Source organism: Curtobacterium sp. 1310 (genome assembly GCF_017834105.1).
In the GTDB taxonomy this organism is placed as follows: Bacteria; Actinomycetota; Actinomycetes; order Actinomycetales; family Microbacteriaceae; genus Curtobacterium.
On record NZ_JAFICY010000002.1, the window covers coordinates 719,698 to 743,168 of the forward strand.

Genomic DNA, 23,471 nt, shown 5'->3' on the forward strand with positions numbered 1-23,471 from the left:
GCTCGCGGCGTTGGTGCCGAATGTTCGTTGCTCTACAGCAGGAGTGCCCATCCGTGGTGAATCACGTCGCCTTCATCTGGAACATCGCTGAGTCCCTCCGTGGCCCGTTCAAGCCCTCTGAGTACGGGTCGGTCGTTCTCCCGTTCACGGTGCTTCGCCGACTCGACGCTGTTCTGGCCGATACGAAGCCGGCAGTCCTCCAGACCGCGAAGGCGATCTGGTCGCTGCCCGAGATGCTGCAGGCCGTCACCCTCACCGAAGCCTCGGGTCACGAGTTCTACAACACGTCACCGTTCGACCTCGGGAAGCTCGTCGCTGATCCGCAGGACCTCCGCGCGAACCTCGCTTCGTATTTGGCCGGGTTCTCGCCCAACGTGCGGGACATCTTCGAACGGTTCGAGTTCGACAAGACACTGAACAAGTTGGCCGAGAAGAACAAGCTTTTCGCGGTCACGGAGAAGTTCGCGCAGGCCGACTTCCACCCCCGCACGGTCAGCAACATTCAGATGGGGCTTGTGTTCGAAGAGCTCATCCGGTTCGCGAACGAGAAGTCGAACGAGACTGCCGGCGACCACTACACGCCCCGTGAGGTGATCGCGCTGATGGTGCAGCTGCTGTTCGCCCTTGACGACGACGCTCTCGTGAAATCCGGTGTGGTTCGGTCCATCTACGATCCGACCGCCGGGACCGGAGGGATGCTGTCCGTCGCGGACGAGTACCTGCGCAGAATGAATCCTGGGATTCAGCTCAGCCTGTACGGGCAGGACTACAACGACGCGTCGTACGCGATCTGTAAGGCCGACATGGTCATCAAGGGGCAGGACGTCGACAACATCGCCCTCGGCGACACCCTCACTGAGGACGCTTTCGACGAGAAGAAGTTCGACTACGGCCTGTCGAACCCGCCGTTTGGTGTCGATTGGAAAGACCAGCGCGCCTTCGTTGACGACGAGCACACCAAGCTCGGCTTCAACGGCCGATTCGGCCCCGGCACCCCCACCGTCAGCGACGGGGCGATGCTGTTCCTGCTGCACCTGGTGTCGAAGATGCGCAGGCCCGAAGACGGCGGCTCGCGCATGGCAATCGTCCTCAATGGTTCGCCACTGTTCTCCGGCGGCGCGGGCGGCGGCGAGTCAAACATCCGCCAGTGGCTGCTCGACAACGACCTCGTCGAAGCGATCATCGGACTGCCGAAGGACATGTTCTACAACACCGGCATCTCCACCTACATCTGGATCCTCACGAACCGGAAGGAAGGCGACCGCAAGGGCCGGGTGCAGCTCATCGACGGCCGCGAGATGTTCGTCAAGCTCCGCAAGGGCCTGGGCTCTAAGCGCAACGAGCTCTCGCAGCAGAACATCGACGCGATCGTTAGTCTGTACGCCGGATTCCAGGATGGCGAGCACTCGAAGATCTTCCGCAACGAAGACTTCCTTTACCGCACCATCACCGTCGAACGTCCTCTGAGGCTCAACTGGCACGCGGCCCCCGCACGCATCGACGCTGTGTTCCAAACGAAGGCCGTCCAGAAGCTGGACGAGGCGGACGCCGCGACGCTGCGTGCCGCGCTCGACCGGCTCGGCACAGACACCGTGTGGAAAAACCGCACGGCCTTCCACAAGGCGCTGAAAGATGCCGCGAAAGCCGAAGGTCTCACCCTTCCCGCACCGTTGCTGAAGACCGTCACCACCGAGCTTGGCGACCAGGACGACACCGCCGACACCTGCACCGACAGCAAGGGCAACCCGGAACCGGACGCTTCCCTTCGCGACACCGAGAATGTGCCATGGGACGAAAACGTCGACGACTACGTCGCCCGGGAAGTCTTCCCCTACTCCCCAAACGCATGGGTCGACCACTCCAAGACTAAGGCAGGTGCGGAGATCCCCTTCACCCGCCACTTCTACCGATACATCCCACCCCGCCCGCTTGAAGAAATCGACCGCGATCTCGAGGAAGTAATGTTCAAGCTTCGCGCAATGCTCGTCGAGGTCGAGGTCGAGGATTGACTAAACTGGTGCCTCTGAAGGTAGCAGTCAGCTCATCGAGGCCCTTGACCTATGGAATTGTGCAGGCCGGCGAGCACTTTGTGGATGGCGTACCGTACATCCGTCCGGTTGACATGGACGGCCACAACGGTGTCAGGCTCGAAGGCCTTCGGCGAACAGATCCCTCCATCGCGCAAGCGTATCGGCGTTCGTCCCTTCACGCTGGCGACATTGTTGTTTCAATTGGCCCGTCATTCGGGAAGACGATGGAAATCACTCGTGACTTGGTCGGAGCGAACCTCACTCAGGGGACTGCTCGGGTGGCACCGGCCCCCGGTATTGACGGAAGGTATCTTCGGTGGGTTCTGCAGTCGCATGACGTACTCTCCTACTGGGACGCGACATCCGGTGGTTCTACTTTCCGCGCTTTGAATCTCGGACCGCTCGGGCGTACTCCAATTCCGTCGCATCCTCTCGTCGTGCAGCGGGCGATTGCGGACCATCTTGATCGTGAAACGGCGCAGATCGACGCGTTCATCGCGAAGAACGAGGAACTCATCACTCTTCTCACCGAACGCCGCGGCTCGGTGATCCGGCAGGCCACCACTGTGGGGTTTGGGGAACGAGGGGAGCTCATCGAGAGCAAGCTGGACGGCGTTGGGCTAATCCCTCGCGATTGGCGCGTGATGCGTCTCTCATGGTTGTTCAACCAGTCCGCCAGCGGCACGACGCCATCCTCCGAGTTAGTGCTCGACGGCGAAGAAGCCGACGTCTCGTGGGTCACTACGGGAGAGCTCCGCGAGCGAACGATCACCTCAACCAAAAAGGGAATCAGCGCGGGAACAGTCAGGGCGACACCTGCTCTCAAAGTGCATCCTCTGGGCTCGCTGCTGGTTGCCATGTATGGCGCGACGATCGGGCGCACCGGTGTGCTTGCGGTTCCTGCCGCGAGCAACCAAGCCGTATGTGCGCTGTCGGGTCCCGTGGGATGCGACGTTGAGTTCATTGAGTACGCGTTGATCGCGGCTCGTGAGCGCCTCCTTCTCGCTGCGGTCGGAGGAGGACAGCCGAACATCAATCAGGAGATGATTCGCGCATTCAGGATTCCGGTACCCTCTCTCGCTGAGCAACGATGTATCGTTCAAGAGCTTCGGGGGCGGCTGAGTGAACTTGATCATGCCATCTCAGTGGCTGGTAAGGGAATCGAGCTCGCTCGTGAGCGAAGGGCCGCTGTGATTTCCGCTGCAGTGACAGGCCAGATCGATGTGGGGGTGGCTACATGAGCGGCATTGCAGGCGCGCACTTGGAGTCGGTGCTGGAGAACGAGATCGCCGAACATCTAGCGGAGAACGGATGGTTGTATTCGTCGACCGACGCTGGATACGACCGGGATCTGGCTCTGTTCCCTGAGGACGTGCTCGGTTGGCTGAAGGATTCGCAGCCGACCGAGTTCGCGAAGGTCGTCCGTCGGGGCGACACCGCTGGTCAGCGTGACGCGTCGGCGCGCAGCATCGTCGCCCGGTTGGCGAAGTCGTTAGATCTGGATCCATTGAAGAACGGCGGGACGATCCGGATTCTGCACGAGGGGTTCTCGCTCGTCCCGCTGCACAGCGGTGCGGTCAAGTTCCGGATGGCGCAGTTCCGGCCGGCAACTACTCAGAACCCGGACACGCTCGAGGCGTATGCGAAGATGCGGGTCCGAGTGGTCCGTCAGGTGCACTACTCGGTGAAGCATCCGAACAAGGCGTTGGATCTGGTGCTGTTCGTGAACGGCATTCCGGTCGCGACGATCGAGTTGAAGACGGACTTCACGCAGGCCATCGGGAACGCCGTCGATCAGTACCGCTTCGACCGGTCGCCGGCGGGTGAGCCGTTGTTCGGGTTTGCGAAGCGGTCGCTGGTGCACTTCGTTGTGTCGAACTCCGAGGTGCGGATGACGACCAAGCTTGCCGGCGCGGCCACTCGGTTCCTGCCGTTCAACAAGGGTGCGGACGAGGGGGCAGGGAACCCAGTGAACCCGCACGGGTCGGCCTCCTCGTACTTCTGGGAGCAGATCCTTCAGCGCGACACATGGCTGCAACTGCTGGGGTCGTTCGTGCACCTGCAGGTCGAGGCCGACGTCGACCCGGATACAGGCAAGAAGACAAGAACGCAGAAGGTGCTGTTTCCCCGCTACCACCAGTGGCGGGCCGTGGCCCGGCTCGTTGAGGCGGCGCGAGCTGAGGGGGCAGGCAAGCGTTACCTGGTGCAGCATTCGGCGGGTTCGGGGAAGACGAACTCGATCTCTTGGCTCGCCCACCGACTCTCCCAGCTTCATGACGACCAGAACCAGCGAGTGTTCGACACGGTCGTCGTGGTCACGGACCGGACAGTGCTGGACAAGCAACTGCAGGACGCGATCGCACAGTTCGAGAAGCAGGCCGGCGTGGTGCAGTCCATTACGAAGGATGGGGGTGAGTCGAAGTCGAAGCAGCTCGCCGCCGCGCTCACCGGTGCTAAGAACATTGTGATCGTGACGATCCAGTCGTTCGAGGCGCTGATCACCGCTATCCAGACCCTGCCTGAGCTGAAGGGGCGCCGATTCGCGGTAATCGCCGACGAGGCTCATTCGTCACAGACTGGGTCGACGGCTGGAGCGTTGACGAAGGTGCTGTCTCCGGACGAGCAGGCCGCCGTCGCTGAGGGTGACCCGATCGACTCGGACGCGTACCTGCAGTGGGCTATGTCGGTCACTGCGTCGGCGCCGAATCTCTCCTACTTCGCGTTCACCGCTACCCCGAAAGCGAAGACGCTGGAGCTCTTCGGACGGGTGCCAGAGGGCGCGGGGCCGGATGCGACTCCCGAGCCGTTTGACCTGTACTCGATGCAGCAGGCGATCGAGGAGGGCTTCATCCTCGACGTGTTGCAGAACTACACCCCGTACAAGGTGGCGTGGAAGCTGCAACACCCCGACGGCGACTACGACGGCGCCGGCGATGTCGACGAGTCAACCGCGGTGAAGGCGCTTGTCCGGTATGTGCGGCTGCACCCGACGAACATCAGCCAGAAGGCGAAGATCGTCGTCGATCACTTCCGCACGTTCGTGCAGCCGCTGCTGGACGGCAAGGCGAAGGCGATGGTCGTCACCGGGTCACGGCTCGAGGCCGTGCGGTGGAAGAAGTACCTCGACACCTACATAACGGACGCGGGCGTACTGGGTGTGCGGTCGCTGGTGGCGTTCTCCGGCACGGTCGAGGACCCCGACGACGTCGGCGAGGGGCTGACGGAACGGACCCAGAACCCTGGGGTGCAGTCGGATCTCGCGGAGGCGTTCAAACCGGCCACATACAACGTGATGATCGTTGCCGAGAAATTCCAAACCGGCTTCGACCAGCCCCGACTGGTCGCGATGTATGTCGACAAGAAACTTGGCGGGGTGCAAGCCGTGCAGACGCTGTCCCGGCTGAACCGCACCCACCCCGTCAAGGACAAGACGTACGTCCTTGACTTCGTCAACGACCCACAGGAGGTGCTGGACGCGTTCCTGCCCTACTACCGGAAGGCGACACTCGCCGCGACAACCGACCCAAACCTCATCTACGACCTCGTCGCGAAGCTCGACTCGGCCGGGATCTACGACATGACCGAGGTGGAGCAGGCGTTCGACGCCGCGCTCACTGACGGGCTAAACGCGAACTCGAAGGTGTCGGCCGCGACCGCGCCCGCAGTGGACCGGTTCCAGAAGCGGTGGGTCGCGGCGGTGCTCGCCGACGACAAGGACGGGCAGGACGAACTACGACTCTTCAAGGCCGACGTGGGGAACTTCGTGAAGTTTTACGACTTCATCTCCCAAGCCCGCAACCTCGAAGACACCGACCTGCCCCGCCGGCACTACTTCTTCCGCCGCATCCTCCCGCAACTCTCGACCGCGACGATGCTCGAACCGGTCGACATCTCGGACGTATCCCTCGTGGGCTACAAGATCAGCGCCGGTGACGCGGTGAAGCTGAACCTCGAGCAGGGGTCCGCGCTGGATCCGATCACCGCGATCGGGTCGGGTGCGATCCACGAGAAGCACCGCAGCGCCCTCGAGGAGATCATTGAGAAACTCAACGAACGTCTCGGCGACAAGTACGGCGTCGGCGTCATCGACCTCCAGATGAACCACATCATCGGCAAGCTCGCCCTCGACGAGGACCTCAAAGGCCAGGCATCGGTAAACACCGCGCAGCAGTTCGCTGAGTCCCCGGCACTTCCGAAGGCGTTCACGAAGGCGCTCCTCGGGGTGCGGGACGAGACCCCGGCGTTCATTGACGACCTGTTCACCGACAGCAGCCTGTTCGGTGAGCTTGGGAAGGCGCTGCCGGCAATGCTGTACGAGTACATGAAGAACAAGCCCGATGCCGAATGAGCACGGAACGTAGACCCTGAATACAGTTCACCCGATGAAAGGCAGGGCCGGAACGCCTCTGATCTATCCGAGCAACCCCGAAGCCGGTGGCGAGGATTGCGCCCAGACCGCCGCGTAAGGGTCTCGGACTTCGTCCCAAAGCGCCTGACGCGCGGCATCTGCATCCTGGAAGATGGTGTTATCCGGGGCGAGCACGACGAACTCGTGCGGGATGACCCGCCCAGCCCGGTCGGTGCGCCCATCGGGGTCAGGGAAGCGCACCGCGAGCGCTCGGTCGCGTCTCCTGAAGGTCTCTGGCATGCCTTGCGTTCCGGCGAAGGCCTCCTCGTACACCGCGAGCGGGTTGGCCACGCCCGCCGTGTGGAGGAAGCGGAATCCCCACGTCCTGCCGCGGGTGGACCAGAGGAAGTTCACTTCGGGCTCTCGATCAAGACCTTGTCCTCGACGGCCTGGTCGAGCTCGAGGCGGAAGCTAAGAAGGACCGCAGTGAGGAAGTCGTGCCGGACCTTCGCCCTGTTGTACGCGTCCTCTAGCTTGTCTCGGCTGTGGTCGAGGAGCGGATCCATGACGAACGGCAACGCCGCCGTGATGAGCTTCAACGGGCCCGGCAGCTTCAGCTTCGTTGCGATGAACGCGAGAACCGGGCCCGGAGCGGTTCAAGGACGATGAAGCGCGCCCCACCGACCATCGCGAGGGTGGTGTCCGGGTGGGAGGTGATCCGTTCGGCGATGTCAGGTTTATCGCGAATCGGCAGCCGTTCAACTTCGTCAAGAGGATCATCCGGGCTCCGGCGGGCGTGAGATGGTGACGGGTTGACGCCCGCCGGGAGCGCCGATGACCAGTCCGAATCGGCCGGCCGCCTTGATTCGCAGCCGGGTTCAGCGCCTGGCGATGGCAACATGGGCAGATGTCAACTTCCTCGCTCCGCCTGTTGGGGGCTTTCCGCAGGGCCCGCCAGCGTGCGCTGGGGCACATGCTCGAAGCCGAGCATGCTGGCTTCGCCTGGGGGGAGGAGACGGTGACTGAGCTACTCCTCGTAGCGGCGGGTCCGGAGGTACGAGCCTTCCCGTTCAACAAGCGACAGGAGGGCGGCAAGAACGGCTCCGGCGCTGACTGGCTCTGGTGGTGGATCGGTGACGAGGGCGTGTCCTTCGGCACCCTGATTCAAGCCAAGCGCTTGAAGAAGGAGCCCGGCGGACGGTGGGACCTGGACTTCGACTACAACGGGGGCAAGCAGTGGGCATCACTCATGAGCGCCGCCCGGGCCCTGCAGGTGGCGCCCACGTACGCCCTCTACACGGGGAGCCCCCGCTACCGACACCCAGTGGCGTGCACCAAACCTCACCACCCTGAAGATTTTATGCTCTGCGACCAATGCATCCGCAAGACCGTCTCGCTTCTGCCGGCACTTCTCCTGGCCCCGGGCAGCGCACTCGGCAGCGACCCGGCGTGGGCGTATGAGCTTGCGGCACCATTGGAAGACCTCGTAGACCCTCACCGCCATGTTGCTGCGATGCCGTTCTACCCGTATCTCGAACTGAGCCCGGATCTGGTGCGCTTCCTGTTCTCAGCACAGACGGGGCCGAAGCGGGTGGCGAAGGAGCTGGTCGAGCAGATTCGTCGTGTACGCGCTGGCCAATTCGGGCTCGCAACCGCTGACCCGGTTGAGGTCTCAAGCGAGGATTACACCTTCCCCACTCTCCCGGATGATCGCCTACACGTGGGAGAGCCGTACTTCCCCAACATCTTGCGCGGGCTACGCAACTCGCCTCCCGGCTACGTGCTCGAGCTGCTAGCCAACGATGACCCGGAGACGGTCAGCGAGCTCGCACTTGGGCTTGACGATGTGAGTCTTGCTGGCGTTGTCATCGTCAACCAACGCGGCCGTTGATGCGCAGGACTGAAGCAGACGGTCGTGATCGTCTCAACGGTCATCCTGTTCCTTCGCGGGAGCGTCTGACGACGTCTCGATAGCCGATCTTGGGTTCAGCCGGTCTTACTCATCCCGCGCACGGACCAACCGCCTCAGCCAACGCTGCACCCTCGTATGTCCGCGGCCGGCGCAATGACGGTCGCGTTCCTCCACCGGCTCCGCCGTCGATCGGGGTTGCGACTTGAGCGCGTCTTCGTAAGCCGCCAACCAGACAAGAACAGTGAGCTTGCGGGCATGCGCAGCTCCCGCTCGCCGAAGCACCCAGAGCACAAGCCCAAAGAGGAAGAGCACTTGAGCAACGGGGATGAGGACTGCCCGGTTGCCTCGGTCGGTGACTCGAGTGGCCGCGAGCACGACCCCCATCACAGAGATCAGAAGTGCCACACCTGACAAAACCACTTCAGCACCGCTCGCGGCGTGAGTTCGAAGCACTCCGAGTACAGCCATACGCGTGTCTGGATCATCAGCCGTCTCAGACACAGAGCGCTCTACCGCGCTCGCGTCGAGCTGAGCACCCGAACTACCGGGCAAAATCTCCTCAGCCGACGTCTTCACTCGATGAGAAATGTACGGCACGTCCTTGTGGTCGAGAAGGACCTTCCTGCCCGTTCTCTTGCTTGTCATCGACTCTCCTCTGCAACACTGGCGCGTCAGAGTTACCTGATAGGAGCATCCTGTGGCACAGAAGGCCACCACTCACCTCGTCGATGACCTCACCGGCGACACGATCGACGAGGGCAAGGGCCGCACCGTGCGCTTCTCATTCGATCACACCACTATGAGATCGACCTTTCCGACGACAACGCCGACGCGCTCCGCGAAGCGTTCTCCGACTACGTCGCCTCAGCCCGCAAGGTCAGCGGACGCCTCAAGCGCACCGGCGGTTTCACCGTCGCGAAGCGAGCTGACTCTGACGAGCTCGCGAAGATTCGGGAGTGGGCGACTGCAATTGGCCATGAGGTCTCCAGCCGCGGCGGCATTAGCCAAGCCGTCCGGGACACCTACGACGCCGCACACTGACACTCCTGATGACGACGGCCGGCTTCCCCTGGGGACGCCGGCCGTCGTCGTTCGCGCTGATCCCGGCCTATTCTCAGGGTCCTCTTCAGCAGGTCAAACAGCCTCGCTCGGTAACTAGACCCCAAGCTTCGCGCTCTGCGCCGCCAGGGCTCCCTCAACGGCCCCTAGCAGAGAGGCCCATCGGCTAGACCACGCTAGATCCTCCTCCATCTCGGCTCGCGCGCGAAGGTAGCCAATCGCGTTTGCCTTCTTGCCGCTCGAGATGCGGAAGGGCTCGAGATCTCCAGCAGAGTCAACTGAATACGTCTCAAACCAACCACCGTGTTCGTCGTGCATCTCAATCATCCAAGCGTCAGGGAATAACCCCTCAATGGCAAAGCCATTGCGAATTGACACAAAATGCAGGTTTGGCTTGAAGTCAACGCTCTTCTGTCCGAAGAACTGCTGAAGAGCCTGACGAGAATTCTGCCCCGCCAGGTCCCCGTCGAAGACCGACACTAGAGCTCGTTCTCTGGTTATCGGCTCGAACGTGGCCTTCAGGAAGCCTTCCAACTGCTTCACGCCACCAAACTCCTCGACCAAGCTTCTAGCGAGAAGGGGGTACTCACTTCCATCGGCGTCGAGCAGCTTGATTGCCCAATGAATCAGCTCTCGGTCGGACGGACCTTCGACAAAGACATTTACGGCAGAAAGGTTGTAGTAGTCGGCGAACTGAACGCCCAACGAGTCTCGGATCCGCCGTGTTGCGTCCATGTGAGTCTCGAACTTACTGATTACAGTCCGGCGACCTGTCTTGTCGAGCTCCACACCCTGCACCCGACCCACATCGACAGGAACAAATGCGAGCGCGTGCGTTGTTGAAAGAACTAGCGATTCTTTCGCTAGGTTATTGAGCATTTTATGAACAGCCTTGCTCAGTTCGGGATGCAAGTAGGATTCAGGCTCCTCAATGAGCCATATGGGCACAAACCCAGCCTTCTTTTCCTGCTTCGTAATCCAGGCGAACGATGCAAACAAGGCTGTAGACTGAATTCCCTGCCCCTTCTGGGACAGCGGCGTCTCGCCGGGATCGGAAATGTTCAGGTCGAAACCCGCAAGCATATGAGCCGGTACGCTGGTATCGAGAGCGAACGAGGAACGAATGTCGGTTAGGCCGACGGCAGCTAGTTCGTCGTTGAGGCTTACCGCGACATCTTTGAGCGCCGATTTAATCCCGGACATGTGAGGCGCGATGGCCTCATACGCCGCATCGGCAAGAAATGGGTGAAGAAGGTCGTTGTACAGACCATCGATACTTTTCGCAGATGGAACATAGTGGCATTTGAACTGTCGAAGCAGGCTCTCGACGAGTTGCTTCTGCTTCCGGCTGAAGGCCGGACGGTCGACTTCATTCGGTACCTTCGTATTACCAAACACTCGGTACACGGCAGTATCCTCTTTGCCGGCGAAATACAGATTAACGCTGAAAGTGTCAGATTCGCGCTCGGTATTGACGATGGCATGAAGCTCATCCAACAAGGACAGTATCTCGAGGTCAGTGGAATGCCCGTCGGCCGTGAATGTTGCAACAAGACTGGTGCGCTGCGAGCCCGCTCCGAAAGTAAAGTCTGTGCTGCGTTTGTAGCCCACGGAGTTATCATAACCCGTAAAAAACAACTGCACAGCGCGCAGCAGGTTAGTTTTTCCGCTGTTATTGGGGCCGACAAGCGTCGTCCCGCTGGCCAATCGCAGTGTCTGCTCCGCTCCCACCGTGCGGTAATTCCGCACGCGCAGTTCATCCAGCCGCAATGTGAGCCCCTCTCGCCGTTTCGTCAGCGCAGACAGCATACGAAGACCTGGGGGTGACAGCGGCTCCCGCAGCACCCCCTATGCGGGGGTAGCGCATTGCTCCGATCCGGATAGCTGGTCGCTCAAGTAGGCCACCGCGACAGCTCCCCCTCACTCCGCCGCCGTAGCTGTAGGGCCCACTCTCTGGCTCCTCGTCACATCTACCCGAGGGTCCAGAGCTTGCGTTACCACTGCTCGCGGCCGGCTCGGCGATTGCGGGACAGGCCGCGAGTCGAGATGGTCACAGTGTCGACCACCGAAGTGGTTAGCGCTGATATCGCAACCGGTCATCCTGCTCCGGGCGTCCGCTGGCCGGTCCATTAATGGACGCGTCAGCTTGGCCCGTTCTCACCGCATCTGTTCCTGTCTCAGATGACTAGTCCGGTGATCGTCTCGATGAGGGACCCGTATGTGAACGTCGGTGCCGGCTCCTACTGCCGCGGTCATGGGTCGTCGTCGTTCGGATCGTTGGGTGCCCGGCTCGCCGTTCTCGCTTGAGGAAGATGCTCGCGGCACGGAGGTGCGTGAGCTGCCGGAGCCGTTGCCGGTACATGCATGGTTCCAGCTGCCCGACCGGCTGATTCGTCGAAGTGACGCCCAGGCGTACCGCCTCACTCGAGACGCGGTTTGGGTGGAAGCAGGTCGCGGCGAGACCAAGCTGGCTGCATGGGTCTGGCGCAGTTCGGTGAAGCATCGACGACAGGTTGGTGCGACTCCGGTCTGATCGATCTGCCGCGCTCAGTTGGGCAGGTTGTGGCGGAGGTCGTATCCGGTGTCGGCGAGGAACTGCAGCCGGTCGCGTACTTCTTGTAGTGATGATGCGTCGTCGGCGTTGCGGTAATCGGCGCGGAGGAGCGTGTTCGCGGTGATGCTGTCGTCGGTGCGGTCCGTGTAGCCGGCGGCTGCGGCGGTGAGGAAGATGGTGGGGTCTGCGGGTCGGATGAGTTCGGTGCCGGCGAAGCCGATCGTGTCAGGTCCGAAGCCGAGCGCTGCCATGTCGACTTCCTCCTCGGTGAACGCGACGACCCGGTAGGGCATCTGGCGTTTGCTGATGGCGGGGTAGCCGGGCCGGTCGGAGATGGCGCGGCCGGAGATGCGGCAGCCGGCGCTGATGAGCCGTTCCGCTTGCTCGGCGAGCGGCAGGTCGGACGTCCATCGGGTCCTGACGCCGCCTGGCCCCGCCGTCGAGGACTCCGCGCCGAGCTCGCCGAGGAGCAGCGACGCGCACGGGAGGACACCGACGAGCAGGGCTGACGCCTCGGTGAGGTACACGCGGCTCCGAACCCGCCCGGGCAGCGCCTGGTAGACCTCGTTGGACGAACGCGTCAACGGTCGATGCACCGTGTGGGCTCCCGACGGAGCCGGCGGCCCTCGTGCTCCAGTCCCGAGCGGCTCACCCCACCTCCGGCGTCCCGGACCCACACATCACGCACGTCCGCACAACGAAAGGACCACCCATGAGCTTCCTCGGCTTCATCCTCCTCGGCCTCATCGCCGGCGCCATCGCCAAGCTGATCCTCCCCGGTCGGCAGGGCGGCGGCTGGCTCGCCACGCTCGTCCTCGGCGTCATCGGCGCCCTCATCGGCGGCTGGATCGGCGGCGCGGTCTTCAACGTCGGCTACGACGGCTTCTTCAGCATCCAGTCCTGGATCATCGCGATCCTCGGCGCGCTCGTCGTGCTGGTGATCTGGGGCCTCATCACGGGCCGCCGCGGGAGCCGCGCGTAGTCCACGAGCTCCACGACGACGGGAGGCGCGGTGCCGGACGGCACCGCGCCTCCCGTCGTTCCACCAGTCAGCACGACCCGGAAGACCCCGCCATGCACCTGCGCCGCTCCCCCGCCCCGACCAGCGTCCGCCCGAGCACCTGGACCGACCCGTACGGCCGACTCGCGGTGCGCTGCCTGCAGACCGTGGTGATCGTCGTGGTCATCGGCGGGATCGTCACCGCTGCGACCACACTGAGCCTCGTCACGATCCCGGTGCTGCTCGCGCTCATCATCGCGTCGGCCCTGCACCCGCTGGTCGGCTGGCTCCGTCGGCACGGGGTCCCGTCGGTGCTCGCCACGACGATCGCGTTCGTGGCCGTCCTCGCGGTGCTCGCCGGCGTCCTGTGGCTCCTCGTCGCCGCCGTCGCGAACCAGTGGTCCTCGCTGCAGGACTCGGCGGTCGACGGGCTCCAGCAGGTGCAGGACCTGCTCCACGAGCTGCCCGTGCGCATCACCGACGGGCAGATCGAGGACGCCGTGGATGGTGTCGTCGACTTCGTGACGAGTGCCCGGTTCGGGGCGGGGGCCATCGCCGGCATCTCGGCGGTGACGAACGTCGTCACCGGGGCCGTGCTGATGGCGGTCATCCTGTTCTTCTTCCTCAAGGACGGCCCCGCGCTGTGGGAGTTCCTGCTCCGCCCGTTCACCGGCGAGCAGTACGACCGTGCGCGCCGCATCGGGGACCGCGTGGTGACGACCCTCGGCGGGTACGTGCGCGGGACGGCCGCCGTCGCCGCCTTCGACGCGGTCGCGATCGGCACCGGGCTCGCCGTGCTCGGCGTCCCGCTGACGATCCCGCTCGCGGTGGTGGCGTTCGTGACCTCGTTCATCCCGATGATCGGCGCACCGATCGCCGGCACGCTCGCGGCGCTCGTGACCCTCGTCGCACTCGGGCCGGTGAAGGCGGTCATCGTCGTCGCGATCGTCGTGCTCGTCAACCAGATCGAGGGCAACTTCCTGCAGCCCGTGCTCATGGGCAGGACGCTGCGGCTGCACGGGCTCGTCATCCTGGTCGGGCTGACCGCGGGCACCGTGCTCGGCGGGGTGACCGGCGCGCTGCTCGCGGTGCCGCTCATCGCCGCCGGGTGGGGCGTCGTGCAGGTGTGGAACGGCGAGGACGCCCCGGCGACGCCCTGGCGGCAGAAGCGGCGCGAGACGGTGCCGGTCGGCTGAGCGCCGGGCGGTCACCACGCCGCACTACGCTGCCCTGATGGACGGGACACAGCCGGACGAGACCCGGTTCGACGGGCACGTGGTGATCGGCGGCGGCGTGGTCGGCGCCGCCGCAGCCTGGGCCCTGACCGCCCGCGGCGAGCGCGTCCTGCTCGTCGAGCAGCACGGTCGCGGACACCTCGAGGGTTCGTCGCACGGCGCGACCCGGATCTTCCGGCAGGGCTACAGCGACCCGGAGTACGTCGCGCTGACGACCCGCGCGCTCGCGCTCTGGGACGCCCTCGAGTCGACGACCGGCACGACGTTGCTCGACCGGACGGGCGCGGTCGACCACGGCCGGCCCGAGGTGGTCGACGCCATCGCCGCGGCGCTGGCGGACGCCGGGATCCCCCACGAGACCCTGACCCCGGAGGCCGCCGCGGCCCGCTGGCCCGGCATCGCGTTCGAGGGGCACGTCCTGACCCACGCGACGGCCGGACGCGTCCGGTCGGCCGACACGATCGAGCTCCTGCTGACGCTGGCGGAGCGGACGGGCCTCGCCGAGCTCCGGTTCGGCACCCGGGTGGCGGCGGTCGCGGACCACGGGGACGCGGTCACCGTGACGCTCGGCGACGGCACGGCGGTCCGCACGGCGAGCGTGGTGGCCGCGGTGGGGTCCTGGGCGCCCACGCTGGTGGGTGACGTGCTCGCCGCACGCGGGGCGCGCCTCCCGGCCGTCCGCGTCACCCAGGAGCAGCCCGCCCACTTCCCGAGCCACCTGCCGGACGAGGCCTGGCCGTCGTTCGTGCACTGGGTCGACGGCGACGACGTGTACGGGCTGCTGACCCCGGGCGAGGGCGTCAAGGTCGGGTTCCACGGCACCGGCCCGGTCGTCGACCCCGACGCCCGCGACAAGCGCCCCGTGCCCGAGGAGGCAGCGCGGCTGCAGGCCTACGTCGCCCGGTACGTCCCCGGCGTCGACGCCACACGCCCGACGTTCATCAGCTGCCTGTACGACACCACGCCGGACGAGGACTTCGTCATCGACCGGCGCGGACCACTCACCGTCGCGACCGGGTTCTCGGGCCACGGGTTCAAGTTCGCGCCGCTGCTCGGGGAGGTCCTCGCCGACCTGGCGACCGGTGGCGAGCCGATCCCCCGCTTCGCCCTCTGATCGCCCGCCGCCCCGCTACGGTGGTCCGGTGCGCGTCGTCATCGCTCCCGACTCCCTGAAGGGCACCGCCACGGCGGCCGACACCGCGCGGGCGGTCCGGGCCGGGTGGCTCGACGAACGGCCGGAGGACGACGTCGTCACCGTGCCGATGGCCGACGGCGGCGAGGGCACGCTCGACGCGTTCGCCGCGGCGTACCCGGCGGCCGAACACGTGCCCGTGACGGTGACCGGGCCGGCCGGCACCCCCGTCGACACCCACTGGCTGCGCCTGCCCGACGGCCGGGCCGTGGTGGAGCTCGCGGCGACGAGCGGGCTGCCGCTCCTGGGCGGGGCACTGCTCCCGGAGACCGCGACGAGCCGAGGGTTCGGCGAGGCGATCGCGGCGGCGCTCGACGCGGGCGCGACCGGGCTCGTGCTGGGCATCGGGGGCAGCGCCTCCACCGACGGCGGACGCCCGGTGCTCGAGGCGCTCGGGCTCGCCGTCGGTGCTTCCGGCGCGGTCGACCGGTCGGGGCTCCGGCCCCTGCCCGCCGGTGGGGTGGTCGTCCTGTCCGACGTCACGTCACCGCTGCTCGGGCCGGCCGGTGCGGTGGCCGTGTTCGGACCGCAGAAGGGCATCACGCCGGACGCTGCCCCGGCGTCCGAGGAGCGGCTCGCCGCCTGGGCACGCAGCCTGCCCGAGGTCGACCCCGCGACGCCCGGTGCCGGTGCCGCGGGCGGTGTCGGCTTCGGGCTGCTCGCCTGGGGCGCGACCCTCGCACCGGGAGCGCTCGCGGTCGCGGACGTGCTCGGACTCCCGTCGCTGCTCGACGGCGCCGACGTCGTGGTCACCGGCGAGGGACGCTTCGACGAGCAGAGCGCTGCGGGCAAGGTGCCGACGGTCGTCCGGGCGCTCGCGACGGAGCACGCGCCGGGGGCCCGGGTGGTGCTGGTCGCGGGCGAGATCGAGGCGCGGCTGGACGACTTCGCGGCGGCGGCCTCGCTCGTGGTGCTCGCGACGCAGACGACCGGTGAGCCGGACGACGCCCTGCGTGACCCGCTGCGCTTCGCGACGATCGCCGGGCAGCGGTTGGCGCGGCTCGTCGGCTGAGCGCCCGGGGCGTGGCCGACACGCCCGCCCGGGCGCACGAGGGGTACCCCGACGCAACCTCCCTGCCCCCGGGGCGCGGGACCACACTGGGGAGCGGGTCGCACCCGACCCGAGAAGCACCCCCACGAGGAGACCAATGCGCACCGTCAACGCGTACGCGGCACCGTCGGCCACCGAGCCGCTCGTCAAGACCACCATCACCCGTCGTGACGTCGGCCCCGACGACGTCATGATCGACATCGCCTACGCCGGGATCTGCCACTCGGACATCCACACCGTCCGCGGCGAGTGGGGTCCGATCCAGTACCCGCAGGTCGTCGGTCACGAGATCGTCGGCCACGTCACCGAGGTCGGCGCGAACGTCACGAAGCACCAGGTCGGCGACCGGGTCGGCGTCGGCTGCATGGTGAACTCCTGCGGCGAGTGCGAGCAGTGCCGTGCCGGCCAGGAGCAGTACTGCCTCGAGGGCAACATCGGCACCTACGCCAGCGTCGACCCCGCCGACGGCTCGATCACGCAGGGCGGCTACTCGCAGGCCGTCGTCCTGAACGAGGACTTCGTCCTGAAGGTGCCGGAGTCGCTCGACATCGAGAAGGTCGCGCCGCTGCTCTGCGCCGGCATCACCACCTACTCGCCGCTGCACCACTGGAAGGTCGGCCCCGGCTCGAAGGTCGCGGTCGTCGGCATGGGCGGCCTCGGCCACATGGCCGTCAAGATCGCCGTCGCCCTGGGCGCCGAGGTCACCGTCCTGTCGCAGACCACGTCGAAGGAGGCCGACTCGCTCCGCTACGGCGCGAAGGCCCACCACGCGACGAAGGACCCGGCCACGTTCGAGCAGCTCGCGCAGTCGTTCGAGCTCATCATCAACACCGTCTCGGCGAAGCTCGACATGAAGGCCTACCTCGGGCTGCTCAAGGTCGACGGCACGCTCGTCAACGTGGGCGCCCCGTCCGAGCCGCTCGAGGTCCCGGCGTTCGCGCTCATCCCGCGCCGCCTGAGCTGGGCCGGTTCGGCCATCGGCGGCATCGCCGAGACCCAGGAGATGCTCGACTTCTGTGCCGAGCACGACATCCTGCCGGAGACCGAGCTCATCAGCGCCGACCAGGTCAACGAGGCGTACGAGCGCGTGCTGTCCTCGGACGTCCGCTACCGCTTCGTGATCGACGCGGCCACGCTGGCCTGACGACGGGTCCACGGACGGGAGGCGCGGTGCCGGCCGGCACCGCGCCTCCCGTCCGTCCGTCCATCCGGAGCGGCACCACCCTCCTTGTCCGCAGAACGCGAGACAGCAGTCCGGGCTGCGCGACGCGCCCGCTGCGCCGACACGAGGAGGGAGGCTGGTTCGATGGACGACACGACGAACGAGGGACTCCGCTCCCTGGTGTCGGTGTCCGGCAGTGACACCGACGGCGCGATCGCCGACCTCGCCGGGATGTACGCCGGCAAGGCCTGGCACTCGGCGCACGTCGACGACGACTACTGGTACCGCTACGTCGCCGTCGGCGACGAGCGCATGAGCATCCGCCGGTCGCAGATGCACGGCTCACTGCGCGGCGACGTCGCCGTCGAGGGCGAGGTCGTCGTCCAGTGGCTCGACTCCGGCACCGCGACCGTCGACACCGGCCGGAACGCCGTCCGCATGCAGCCGGGCGTCCCCGTGCTCTTCCCGATCGAGCAGCGCTTCGAGATGGAGTACCGCGACTGGGACCAGCGACTGGTGCACCTCGACCGCGACCTCGTGCTCGACGTGGCCTCGGAGCGCCACCTCGTCGACGGCACGCTCGCCTTCGACCGGTTCACGCCACCCACGACGGCGGCCGTCGAGCGGTGGCGCGCGTCGGTCGCATCGGCGGTGCGGGCGCTGCGCGACGGGGGCGCGGGATCGCTCGCGTGGCACGAGTCCCAGCGCGAGGTCGTCCGCTCCCTGCTCGACCTGTACCGGTTCCACGGGGAGCCCGCTCCCGTCGGCTGGGGTGAGCACCGCAACGCCCGCGTCCGCTCCGCCGTCGAGACCGTCCACGCACGGGCCCACGAGCCGCTGACGGTGTCCGACATCGCCATCGCTGCCGGTCTGAGCGTGCGCGGACTGCAGGAGTCCTTCCAGCGGACCCTCGACCGCACGCCGATGCAGTACCTGCGCGAGGTGCGGCTGCGTCGGGCGCACGACGACCTGCTCCGTGCCGAGCCCGGCTCCGTCGCCGTCGCCGCGATCGCGGCCCGCTGGGGCTTCACCCACATGGGACGGTTCTCGGGCGAGTACCTGCGGCGGTTCGGCGAGTACCCGAAGCAGACGCTGCGGCGCTGACCCCGGGCCGCTGCTCGTCGCTCGTCGCCGCTCAGCCGACCTCGTCACCGGACGGCAGCGCGCCGCACCAGTCGACCGACGACGCCTGCACGCTCGCCTCGAGGGCGCCGGAGGAGGCGTCCACGACGCTGACCAGGTCCCCCGACGCGGACCGCGTGGTGACCGCGAGGAACTGACTGTTCGGGGACGGGCAGACCGCGGTGACGCTCGCGTCCTCCGGCACCGTCACGGGCAGCCGGGAGGCACGGCTCCCGTCCACGCGCACGATCCGCTGGGCGAGGGTGCCGTCGGCCCGCACCTCGCCCACCACGCGCACGTACGTGTCGTCCGTGAGCGGGGCGATCCGACCGAGGTACGGCGCATCGGTGCTGCCCTGCGGTGCCGGCAGGTCCTGGCGCTGCCCGTCGGTCAGGTCGAGCCGCACGATCCCCGTGCCGGTCTCGACGACCGCCGTGGTGCCGCTGCCGACGTAGCCGTGCAGGTACGTCGCGCTGCCGAGCCGGACCGGGTCGTTCCGCCCGCTCATGTCGACGAGCACCAGGTCGTCGGAGCCGGTCCGCACCAGGGCGCTCTCGGTGCGGGGCACGTACGCCCACTGCCCGACGGTCATCGGTTCGGCACCGGCGGTCGGCTTCCCGTCGGCCGCGATCGCCGTCGGCAGGTGCGTGCCGGTCATGTCGACCACGTACAGCCCGACGTCCCGCGACTGGCCGGTCGACGTGTCGGCGTACTCGAACCCGAAGGACGCCCCGTCGTCGGCGACGTGCAGCGCGGTCACCCGGCCCGCCGCGGTCGGGAGCGTCAGCCGCTCGACGGGGGTGCTGTCGTCCTGCACGCCTCCGGCCAGGGGCACGATCTCGACCGACGAGCGACCGTCGGCACCGCGGACGACCACGAGCGAGCGGCCGAGGCGCGCGTACTCGGTGATGCCCGCGGCCTCGAAGACCGTGGTGGCGCCGCCGGCGTCGAGGGAGCGCCGGACGATCCGGTCCTTCCCGCCGGACGGAGCGGGCACGAGGGCGAGCACGTCGGTGCTGCCCGTCGTGATCGTCGTGCGGAGCTCGGACGCGGCGGGCTGCCCCGGGGCGCGGACGTCACGCACGGCGATCTCGTACGTGCGGTCGTAGGCGAGCGGCCCGGCGAACTCGACCGCGATCGTGTTGCCGCTCGAGGTGACGGTGTGCGGGGCCGACGGGGTCACGGTGACGGCGTCGGCCGGCACCTGCTGCAGGGCCTGGTTCGCGGTGAGGATGACGCGCTGCGCCGGCCGGGACACGAGACCGGTGGCGTCGTAGGTGACGTCACGGAGCCGGGGGCCCTGCTGCGAGCCGACGACCGCGGCGACGGCGCCGACGAGCACGAACACCGTGATCGACGCCACCAGTCGGCGACGGAACCGGTCGCGCGGGCGGCGGCGGAGCGGTGCGGTGTCGTCGGTGTCGGTGCTCGTGCGCATCAGTACTCGTAGGGGTCCGTCGGCTGGTCGATTTCGCGGACCTCGGCGGCACGGATGACGATCCGTGCGTCGGCGGACTGGTCCGGGTTCGCCGCGAGCTTGCCCGTGACGCGCACCCACTGGTCGGCGTCGGGCACGGGGCCGTCGACGACCACACCGAGGCCGACCGGTTGGGCGTCGACGGCGCAGCAGCTGATCACGAAGCGCGTCAGCGTGAAGGACCCGTCCGCGCCCGGGACGACGAAGCCGGAGAGCTCGACCGGCTTGCCGACCAGCGCGCTCGTGTCCGTGGTCTGACGGATGAGCGCCGCCCAGTCCTTCACGCCGTACTCCGAGGTGTCGACGCCCTCGCTGCCCAGCAGGGCGACGTCCTGCGTGCCGGTGGCGTTCGACAGGGTCGGGGTGTCGACGCTCCGCTGCTGGGCGGTGCGGGCGGACAGGGTGGTCGGTGGGAGCACGAGCATGGCGACCGTGACCCCGACGGTGGCAGCGGCCGCGACGCCGCCGAGGACACCGCGGGTGACCCGTGCGGCTCCGGGAGCGCGGCGGCGGACCGCCCGGGCGGCGTCGGAGCCGTGCTCGTAGGCGGTCCCGTCGTCGGGCGTGCGCGCGTGGCCGCCACCGTGCGCGTGGTCGCCACCGTCGGCGTGGGTGACGTGCGTGTGGTCGTGCTCGTCGGCGTGGGCGACGTGCGCGTGGTCCTGCTCGTCGTCGTGGGCGTGCCCGTGCCCGCGCGCCACGGCGACGAGCCCCGCCACCGAGGCCGGTACGGCGACCGCGGCGAGGATGATCGTGAACAGGTCGTACCGCGGGTTGATGTACAGGTCGAGGTGTCCGACCAGGGCGAGCCACAGCGTGCAAAGCGCCACCGCGAGCACCGACCCGAGCCCGAGGTACGCGGGAGCCTTCTCAGACGAGGACATTCATCACCAACCCGACCGCCGCGGTGAACAGGACGCAGACGACGGCGAGCAGCACCAGGAAGCGCGCGCGGAACGTCGTCCGGAGCAGGGCGATCATCTTGACGTCGATGATCGGCCCGATGAGCAGGAACGCCGTGATCGACCCCGGCAGGAACGTCGAGGCGAACGACAGCGCGAAGAACGCGTCGACGTTCGAGCAGAGCGAGATCGTCATCGCCAGGAGCATCATCGCGGCGACCGACAGCACCGGGTTCGCCCCCACCGCGACGAGCGTCGACCGGGGTACCGCGACCTGGATCGCGGCCGCGAGCCCGGCACCGACGAAGAGCGCGGGCATCATCGTCGCGGTCTCGCCGCCGAACTGCGACGCGCTCTCGCGCCAGCGGTTGCGGGAGCGCGGCGCCCCGACGGCGGCACGGCACCGGGCCTCGAACGCGGGCAGGAGCAGCTCGGCCGGGCGACGGTGCGCGGCGACGATCCACCCGACCAGGTTCGCCAGCACGAACCCCCCGACGATGCGGACGACGAGGATCCACCCGGACCACCCGAACGCCTGCGCGGTGCTGATGATCACGAGCGGGTTGAGGATCGGCGCGGCGACCAGGAACGTGACGGCCTCGGCCGGGGTGAACCCGCGCATCATGAGCCCCCGGGCGAGCGGCACGTTCCCGCACTCGCACACCGGGAAGAGCATCCCGATGAGCGAGATGACCGCCCGTCGGGGCAGCGGCCGCTCGGGCAGGATCCGCTCGAGCACGCCGGCGGGCACCCAGACCTCGACGACGATCGAGAGCACGATGCCGAGCACGACGAACGGCAGCGACTCGACGACGACGCTGATGGCGAGCGTCAGGAAGTCCTGCACGACGTCGGGCAGCCCGGCCGTGCCCACGCTCGGCGACACCACGCGCACGCCGAGCAGCACCACGACGGCGCCGAGCACCAGGCCGGGGCCGGTGAGCGTGCGGGTGGGGGCGGGGCGAGTGGGAGCGCTCGTCACCGGGACAGGATAGGCGAGGAGCGCGCCGGCTCCCTCCGAGCCGCGCGGGGACGGTTGTCAGTCGGAGGGCAGGCCGGCCAGGTGTCGGTCGAGCAGGTCGACCGCCCACTCGGCGGACTCCCCCGGGGCGAGGCGTGTGACGTGCACCGCGAGACCGTCGACGAGCGCGTGGAGTCGGCACGCCTCGTCGGCCCGCTGGTCCTCCGGCACCCCGACGAGTGCGACGATCCGGTCGCACCACGTGCGCATCTCGGCGACCACCCGGTCCAGGGCCGGTCGGAGCGCAGCGTCGGTGAGCGCGGCGTTGCCGAGCGCCAGGTACACGTCGAGCTCGACCACCCGCTCGTCGTCCAGCGGCAGCAGCTCGAGCAGGATCCGGCGTGCGGTCTCGCGGTCGGGCAGCCCCTCGGGGATCGCGTCGATCCGTTCACGGGTCCGGTCGAACACGAGCGTGATGGTGTGCTCGCGCATCGCCGCCTGCGTCGGGAACACGTAGCGCACGGTGCTCGGCGGCAGCCCGGCCTCGGCGGCGACGCCGCGGACGCTCAGGGCGCCCAGTCCGTCACGGGCGAGGACGCGGCATGCGGCGTCGGACACGTCGAGACGGCGCTGTTCGAGGTCCTCGCGGGTGGTCACCAGCACATCGTCGCACGCTCGTACGACTCGTGCTAGCGTCGGTCCGGCAGGAGTCGCACAGTCGTGCGACTCGCGACGAGGAAGGGAGACCGCCATGGCATGGGTCGTGCTCGTCCTGTCCGGTGTGCTCGAAGCGGTGTGGGCCACCGCGCTGAGCGCGTCGAACGGGTTCAGGAAGGTGGTGCCGACGGTCGTGTTCGTGGCCGGCATGGTGCTCAGCATGGTGGGCCTCGCGTTCGCCATGAAGGCGATCCCGGTCGGCACGGCCTACGCCGTGTGGGTCGGCATCGGGGCGTCGCTGACGGTCGTGGTCGCGATCCTCCGCCGCCAGGAGGCCGCTTCCGTCGCCCGTGTCGCCCTCGTCCTCGGCCTGGTCGCCTGCGTGGTCGGCCTCAAGGTGGTGAGCTGACGTGGCGTGGCTCGTCCTGTTCGTCAGCGCGGCGCTCGAGACCGTCTGGGCCACGGCCCTCGGCGCCAGCGACGGCTTCACCGTCCCCGGCCCGACCGCCCTCTTCGCGGTCACGATCGTCGTGAGCCTGGTCGCGTTCGGGTACGTGCTGCAGCACATCCCGATCAGCACCGCCTACGCGGTGTGGACGGGCACCGGCGCGGCCCTCACCGTCCTGTGGGGCATGGCGACCGGCGCCGAGCCCGTCACGTTCCTGCGCCTGCTCTTCATCGCCGGCATCGTCGGGTGCGTCGTCGGCCTCAAGCTGGTGCCGGCCCGCCCGGTGGCGCCGGCCCCGGAGCCCGGGACCAGCACCGCTCCGCAGCAGTCGCCCCGCGCGTAGGAGAGAGTGCGATGGGTC

General features: G+C 67.5%; 21 protein-coding genes. 13 read left to right on the top strand and 8 right to left on the bottom strand.

Features of this window, described 5'->3' with window-relative positions:
• Positions 1–53 precede the first annotated feature (53 nt).
• Genes JOD95_RS07400 through JOD95_RS07410 form a run of 3 tightly spaced genes read left to right on the top strand, consistent with a single transcriptional unit; the run spans position 54 to position 6,378 of the window.
• Entirely contained in the window at positions 54–2,009 is a 1,956-nt protein-coding gene (locus JOD95_RS07400) for a class I SAM-dependent DNA methyltransferase (RefSeq protein ID WP_307810404.1), read from the top strand.
• Between the two features lie 8 nt (positions 2,010–2,017).
• The gene (locus JOD95_RS07405) at positions 2,018–3,271 is read left to right on the top strand and encodes a restriction endonuclease subunit S (RefSeq protein WP_209684198.1); all 1,254 of its coding nucleotides are present in this window, start codon (positions 2,018–2,020) and stop codon (positions 3,269–3,271) included.
• A complete protein-coding gene (locus tag JOD95_RS07410) occupies positions 3,268–6,378 on the top strand; it encodes a type I restriction endonuclease subunit R (RefSeq protein ID WP_209684199.1) in 3,111 nt (1,036 codons plus the stop codon). Before JOD95_RS07405 ends, JOD95_RS07410 begins: the two co-directional genes overlap by 4 nt.
• 63 nt (positions 6,379–6,441) lie before the next feature.
• Here JOD95_RS07410 and JOD95_RS07415 read toward each other — a convergent pair whose 3' ends face one another.
• Positions 6,442–6,792 carry a hypothetical protein gene (locus JOD95_RS07415; protein ID WP_209684200.1) on the bottom strand — a complete coding sequence of 117 codons (351 nt, stop codon included), beginning with the start codon at positions 6,790–6,792 and terminating at the stop codon, positions 6,442–6,444.
• Entirely contained in the window at positions 6,789–6,977 is a 189-nt protein-coding gene (locus JOD95_RS07420; RefSeq protein WP_209684201.1) for a hypothetical protein, read from the bottom strand. Before JOD95_RS07420 ends, JOD95_RS07415 begins: the two co-directional genes overlap by 4 nt.
• A 374-nt stretch (positions 6,978–7,351) precedes the next feature.
• On the opposite strand from JOD95_RS07420, the gene JOD95_RS07425 reads away from it, so the two are divergent.
• Together JOD95_RS07425 and JOD95_RS16320 are read left to right on the top strand one after the other, a co-directional pair.
• Positions 7,352–8,269 (top strand): hypothetical protein, encoded by a 918-nt coding sequence (locus tag JOD95_RS07425; RefSeq protein WP_209684203.1) that lies wholly within the window; start codon positions 7,352–7,354, stop codon positions 8,267–8,269.
• 825 nt (positions 8,270–9,094) lie between these two features.
• Positions 9,095–9,331 (top strand): histone-like nucleoid-structuring protein Lsr2, encoded by a 237-nt coding sequence (locus JOD95_RS16320; protein WP_307810409.1) that lies wholly within the window; start codon positions 9,095–9,097, stop codon positions 9,329–9,331.
• A gap of 114 nt (positions 9,332–9,445) precedes the next feature.
• Here the strand turns inward: JOD95_RS16320 and JOD95_RS07435 are convergent, their stop codons facing one another.
• Together JOD95_RS07435 and JOD95_RS07440 are read right to left on the bottom strand one after the other, a co-directional pair.
• Positions 9,446–11,119: an ATP-dependent endonuclease gene (locus JOD95_RS07435; protein WP_209684205.1), complete on the bottom strand. Its 1,674-nt coding sequence runs from the start codon at positions 11,117–11,119 to the stop codon at positions 9,446–9,448.
• 777 nt (positions 11,120–11,896) lie between these two features.
• Positions 11,897–12,487, bottom strand: coding sequence for a hypothetical protein (locus JOD95_RS07440; RefSeq protein ID WP_209684207.1), 591 nt, complete (start codon positions 12,485–12,487; stop codon positions 11,897–11,899).
• 128 nt (positions 12,488–12,615) lie between these two features.
• Between JOD95_RS07440 and JOD95_RS07445 the strand changes: the two genes are divergently transcribed.
• The 6 genes from JOD95_RS07445 to JOD95_RS07470 all read left to right on the top strand — a co-directional run bounded on the left by JOD95_RS07445 (position 12,616) and on the right by JOD95_RS07470 (position 18,647).
• Positions 12,616–12,885 (top strand): GlsB/YeaQ/YmgE family stress response membrane protein, encoded by a 270-nt coding sequence (locus JOD95_RS07445; RefSeq protein WP_066651839.1) that lies wholly within the window; start codon positions 12,616–12,618, stop codon positions 12,883–12,885.
• A gap of 92 nt (positions 12,886–12,977) precedes the next feature.
• Complete coding sequence (locus tag JOD95_RS07450; RefSeq protein ID WP_209684209.1) at positions 12,978–14,099, top strand: AI-2E family transporter; 1,122 nt, start codon at positions 12,978–12,980, stop codon at positions 14,097–14,099.
• A 37-nt stretch (positions 14,100–14,136) separates the two neighbouring features.
• On the top strand, positions 14,137–15,252 hold the full coding sequence (locus JOD95_RS07455; RefSeq protein WP_209684211.1) for an FAD-dependent oxidoreductase: 1,116 nt from the start codon (positions 14,137–14,139) through the stop codon (positions 15,250–15,252).
• A gap of 28 nt (positions 15,253–15,280) precedes the next feature.
• Positions 15,281–16,342 (top strand): glycerate kinase, encoded by a 1,062-nt coding sequence (locus JOD95_RS07460; protein ID WP_066651833.1) that lies wholly within the window; start codon positions 15,281–15,283, stop codon positions 16,340–16,342.
• Between the two features lie 136 nt (positions 16,343–16,478).
• Positions 16,479–17,525: an NAD(P)-dependent alcohol dehydrogenase gene (locus tag JOD95_RS07465; protein ID WP_209684213.1), complete on the top strand. Its 1,047-nt coding sequence runs from the start codon at positions 16,479–16,481 to the stop codon at positions 17,523–17,525.
• Positions 17,526–17,687: 162 nt separating this feature from the next.
• Positions 17,688–18,647, top strand: coding sequence for a helix-turn-helix transcriptional regulator (locus JOD95_RS07470; RefSeq protein WP_066651828.1), 960 nt, complete (start codon positions 17,688–17,690; stop codon positions 18,645–18,647).
• 31 nt (positions 18,648–18,678) lie between these two features.
• On the opposite strand, the gene JOD95_RS07475 is transcribed toward JOD95_RS07470, so the two are convergent.
• Genes JOD95_RS07475 through JOD95_RS16665 form a run of 4 tightly spaced genes read right to left on the bottom strand, consistent with a single transcriptional unit; the run spans position 18,679 to position 22,662 of the window.
• Positions 18,679–20,103 carry a hypothetical protein gene (locus JOD95_RS07475; protein WP_066651827.1) on the bottom strand — a complete coding sequence of 475 codons (1,425 nt, stop codon included), beginning with the start codon at positions 20,101–20,103 and terminating at the stop codon, positions 18,679–18,681.
• On the bottom strand, positions 20,103–21,026 hold the full coding sequence (locus tag JOD95_RS07480) for a TIGR03943 family protein (RefSeq protein WP_209684215.1): 924 nt from the start codon (positions 21,024–21,026) through the stop codon (positions 20,103–20,105). Before JOD95_RS07480 ends, JOD95_RS07475 begins: the two co-directional genes overlap by 1 nt.
• Positions 21,013–22,026, bottom strand: a complete 1,014-nt coding sequence (locus JOD95_RS07485) for a permease (RefSeq protein ID WP_066651825.1) — start codon at positions 22,024–22,026, stop codon at positions 21,013–21,015. The genes JOD95_RS07480 and JOD95_RS07485 overlap by 14 nt, the downstream gene beginning before the upstream one ends.
• A 57-nt stretch (positions 22,027–22,083) precedes the next feature.
• A complete protein-coding gene (locus tag JOD95_RS16665) occupies positions 22,084–22,662 on the bottom strand; it encodes a TetR/AcrR family transcriptional regulator (protein WP_251159929.1) in 579 nt (192 codons plus the stop codon).
• A 94-nt stretch (positions 22,663–22,756) separates the two neighbouring features.
• Between JOD95_RS16665 and JOD95_RS07495 the strand changes: the two genes are divergently transcribed.
• Together JOD95_RS07495 and JOD95_RS07500 are read left to right on the top strand one after the other, a co-directional pair.
• On the top strand, positions 22,757–23,071 hold the full coding sequence (locus tag JOD95_RS07495; RefSeq protein WP_209684219.1) for a multidrug efflux SMR transporter: 315 nt from the start codon (positions 22,757–22,759) through the stop codon (positions 23,069–23,071).
• Position 23,072: 1 nt separating this feature from the next.
• Complete coding sequence (locus JOD95_RS07500; protein WP_209684221.1) at positions 23,073–23,453, top strand: multidrug efflux SMR transporter; 381 nt, start codon at positions 23,073–23,075, stop codon at positions 23,451–23,453.
• Positions 23,454–23,471: the final 18 nt, after the last annotated feature.

Bases quoted from the DNA above. Each gene is read 5' to 3' on its own strand.
- JOD95_RS07410 (WP_209684199.1), top strand. From the start codon at position 3,268: ATGAGCGGCATTGCAGGCGCGCACTTGGAGTCGGTGCTGGAGAACGAG.
- JOD95_RS07425 (WP_209684203.1), top strand. From the start codon at position 7,352: ATGCTCGAAGCCGAGCATGCTGGCTTCGCCTGGGGGGAGGAGACGGTG.
- JOD95_RS07445 (WP_066651839.1), top strand. From the start codon at position 12,616: ATGAGCTTCCTCGGCTTCATCCTCCTCGGCCTCATCGCCGGCGCCATC.
- JOD95_RS07450 (WP_209684209.1), top strand. From the start codon at position 12,978: ATGCACCTGCGCCGCTCCCCCGCCCCGACCAGCGTCCGCCCGAGCACC.
- JOD95_RS07455 (WP_209684211.1), top strand. From the start codon at position 14,137: ATGGACGGGACACAGCCGGACGAGACCCGGTTCGACGGGCACGTGGTG.
- JOD95_RS07465 (WP_209684213.1), top strand. From the start codon at position 16,479: ATGCGCACCGTCAACGCGTACGCGGCACCGTCGGCCACCGAGCCGCTC.
- JOD95_RS07470 (WP_066651828.1), top strand. From the start codon at position 17,688: ATGGACGACACGACGAACGAGGGACTCCGCTCCCTGGTGTCGGTGTCC.
- JOD95_RS07475 (WP_066651827.1), bottom strand. From the start codon at position 20,103: ATGCGCACGAGCACCGACACCGACGACACCGCACCGCTCCGCCGCCGC.
- JOD95_RS07480 (WP_209684215.1), bottom strand. From the start codon at position 21,026: ATGTCCTCGTCTGAGAAGGCTCCCGCGTACCTCGGGCTCGGGTCGGTG.
- JOD95_RS07495 (WP_209684219.1), top strand. From the start codon at position 22,757: ATGGCATGGGTCGTGCTCGTCCTGTCCGGTGTGCTCGAAGCGGTGTGG.